Below are 3,110 nucleotides of genomic sequence, written 5' to 3' on the forward strand. Positions count from 1 at the left end.
CGAAGACGAAGACGAAGACGAAGACGAAGACGAAGACGAAGACGAAGACGAAGACGAAGACGAAGGGCGATGCGTCGAAGTCCTGACGACTTGAGGCATCGAAGCGACAACGAAGCGACAACCCCGAACCACCGAAGGAAGCACGATGACGACCTTGGGCGCGCTGGTGATTCTGTATTACCCGACGGACGAGCAGCTATCGGGGCTGGAGGCGCTCGCGCGCGACAGCGACGCGCTCGCGGTGGTCGACAACACGCCGCAGGAATACCCGCCGGCGCGCGAGCGGGTGCGCGCGCTGGCGTCGCGGGCGAACGTCGTGTGGCGGCACCACGGCAACCGTGGCGGGGTGGCGGGCGCGTACAACGCGGGGCTGTCGGCGCTGTTCGCGCAGGGCATCGACGCGGTCGCGCTGTTCGACCAGAATTCGACGGTGCCGGCGACGTTCCTGGCGCAGATGCGCGATGCGTGCGCGCGGCTGGGCGCGGGCGCGTTCATCGCGGGGCCGCGGATCTACGACGCGAACGATCGGCGGTTCCTGCCGGAGCTGATGACGAGCGGCGTGACGGTGCATCGGGTGCCGGTGGAAGGCAAGACGGCGCCGCAGCGCTGCGCGTTCCTGATCTCGTCGGGCAGCGTGATCTCGCGGGCGGCCTATACGGAGCTGGGGCGGTTCGACGAGGCGCTGTTCATCGATCACGTCGACACGGAGTATTGCCTGCGGGCGCTGGCGCGCAACGTGCCGCTGTACGTGGTGCCGTCGCTCGTGCTGACGCACCGGATCGGCGCGCGCCGGCGGCACCGGGTGGGGCCGTTCGAGCTGAGCGCGATGCACCATTCGTGGCAGCGGCGGTATTACGGCGCGCGCAACGCGATGCAGGTGGGGCTGCAGTACGGTTTGCGGTTTCCGGTCGCGCTGGTGCCGAATCTGCTGACGGTGTGGCAGGTGATCCAGGTGGTGCTGTGCGAGCGGGAGAAGGGGGCGAAGCTGCGCGGGATCGCGCTGGGCGTGCTCGACGGAGTGTTCGGCCGCTTGGGGGCGATCGACGCAGCGCGCTCGCGCGGGGCGGCTTGGGCGAGCGTGCAGCAACGCAGCACGGGGCAACCGGAATCGTCAAGCAGCCCGAACGAACCTCGCCGCGACGCGATGTCAGACGATTTGAGTCACGATGGCGAGATCGCCGCGAGATAACACCGGAATCAGCTTGCCGACGCAACCAGACCGTAGGCGGAAGATCTGTCGAACTTGACGCATTCGACGTTACACCATGACAAACGACCCGGCGCGCATGAAGGACACCCGACGCGGATGAATCAGGAAGCAACGAGAACGACAGTCGGACGTGCGGCGAACTGGCTCGCGCTCGCGACACTCGCATGGACGCTCGCCGGCTGCGTGCCGTCGGGCTTCAAGCCGACGCTCGCGCCGCGCGAGCCGGACGACGACGCGCTCGCGCAGACGACGGGCGGCGCCACGCACGGCGCGTGGCCGAGCCCCGACTGGGTCAGGCAGTTCGGCGATCCGCAGCTCGACACGCTGGTCGGCGAAGCGCTGCAGCGCAACCCGACGCTGCAGGCCGCGCAGGCGCGGATCGGCGTCGCGCAGTCGCAACTGCAGCAGTTCGAGTCGCTGACGGGCCTGACGGCGACGGCGGGCGCATCGCTGAGCAAGGCGCACCTGCCGCGCTCGGGCGGCACCGTGAACACGGTGGTGAACGGCTTCCCGGTGTCGGTGCCGCTCGTCGGCGAATCGGTGATGTCGTCATCGTCGCTGTTCGTCGGGCTGAACTACCAGCTGGACCTGTGGGGCAAGAACGCGGCGGCGACGCGCGGCTTGATGTCGATGCGCGACGCGGCGCGGGTCGAGGCGGAGCAGGCGCGGCTCACGCTGTCGGTGGCGGTGGTGACGCTGTACGGCGAGCTGGACCGGGCCTGCGCGCTGCGCGACCTGCTGCAGCAGAAGCGCCGCTCGAGCGAGCAGGTCGAGACGGTGCTGCGCGAGCGCGCGGCGCGCGGGATCGACAACGGCTACGACGCGGACGACGCGGCGCTCAAGCGCAGCAAGCTGCTCGAGCAGATCGCGCTGACCGACGAGCAGATCCAGTTGCTGAAGCTGCAACTGGGGGTGCTGACGGGCCGCGGGCCGGAGCGGGGGCTGTCGCTCGCGCGGCCGAGGCTCGCGCCGCTCGCCGACGCACCGCTGCCGGCGCGGCTGCCGGCGGCGCTGCTGGGGCGGCGGCCGGACATCGTCGCGGCGCGGCTGCGGGTGGAATCGGCGTACGCGGCGATCGACGGCACGCGCGCGTCGTTCTACCCGGACGTGAACCTGGCGGCGCTGGGCGGACTGTTCGCGCTGACGCCGGCGTCGCTGTTCTCGCGGGATGCGCTGGGCGGCTCGATCGGGCCGGCGCTGTCGCTGCCGATCTTCGATCGCGGCCGGCTGAAGGCGAAGCTGGGGGGCGACGTGGCGAACGCGGACGTGGCGCTGGCGCAGTACAACCAGACGGTGGATGGGGCGCTGGGCGAGGTGGCGCGGCAACTGACGTCGCTGTCGACGGTCGATACGCTGCTGAAGGAACAGCAGCAGGCGGTGCGCTCGGCGCAGCGGATGGTGGCGCTGGCGGAGGAGCGGCACCGGCGGGGGATGGGGATGCAGAAGGACGTGAACCTGGCGCGGCTGACGCTGCTGGACGAGCGGGCGCACGCGATCGAGCTGCAGGCGCGTCGGCGGACGCTGCGGGTGGGGCTGATCGGTGCGCTGGGCGGCGGCTTCGACGGACGGCAGGCGAGCGGCGCGCCGCTCGCGCAGGCGGGCAAGCCGTTCGCGGCGGCGTCGCGGCCGGCCGGGCCGGCGCACGATTGATCGACCGAGCGCATGCACGACGACCCCGCCGATGGTCCCGCCGATGACCCCGTCGACATGGGCAAGCATGCCGCTCACCCGGACCCATCCAACACGAACCCATCCAACGCCATCACCATTGTGTATACGAGAGATTCGAACGATACCGCCGTCGAGCATGCCAGCGCGTCGGACAAGACCGCCGTCGACGCCGAGCACGCCGAGCACGCCGAGCACGCCGAGCACGCCGAGCACGCCGAGCACGCCGAGC

General features: G+C 70.6%; 3 protein-coding genes. All 3 read left to right on the forward strand.

Features of this window, described 5'->3' with window-relative positions:
* Window positions 1-145: 145 nt before the first annotated feature.
* Entirely contained in the window at window positions 146-1,189 is a 1,044-nt protein-coding gene (locus tag WS69_RS13235) for a glycosyltransferase family 2 protein (RefSeq protein WP_059471224.1), read from the forward strand.
* A 117-nt stretch (window positions 1,190-1,306) separates the two neighbouring features.
* Window positions 1,307-2,860 carry an efflux transporter outer membrane subunit gene (locus tag WS69_RS13240; RefSeq protein WP_059471225.1) on the forward strand — a complete coding sequence of 518 codons (1,554 nt, stop codon included), beginning with the start codon at window positions 1,307-1,309 and terminating at the stop codon, window positions 2,858-2,860.
* 12 nt (window positions 2,861-2,872) lie between these two features.
* On the forward strand, window positions 2,873-3,110 hold a 238-nt coding region (locus WS69_RS13245), incomplete at its 3' end, for a hypothetical protein (RefSeq protein ID WP_197419253.1).

It is taken from the genome of Burkholderia sp. BDU5 (genome assembly GCF_001522845.1).
Classification (GTDB): Bacteria; Pseudomonadota; Gammaproteobacteria; order Burkholderiales; family Burkholderiaceae; genus Burkholderia; species Burkholderia mayonis.

Coding starts and splice junctions, on each gene's coding strand:
- WS69_RS13235 (WP_059471224.1), top strand. CDS start 146: ATGACGACCTTGGGCGCGCTGGTGATTCTGTATTACCCGACGGACGAG.
- WS69_RS13240 (WP_059471225.1), top strand. CDS start 1,307: ATGAATCAGGAAGCAACGAGAACGACAGTCGGACGTGCGGCGAACTGG.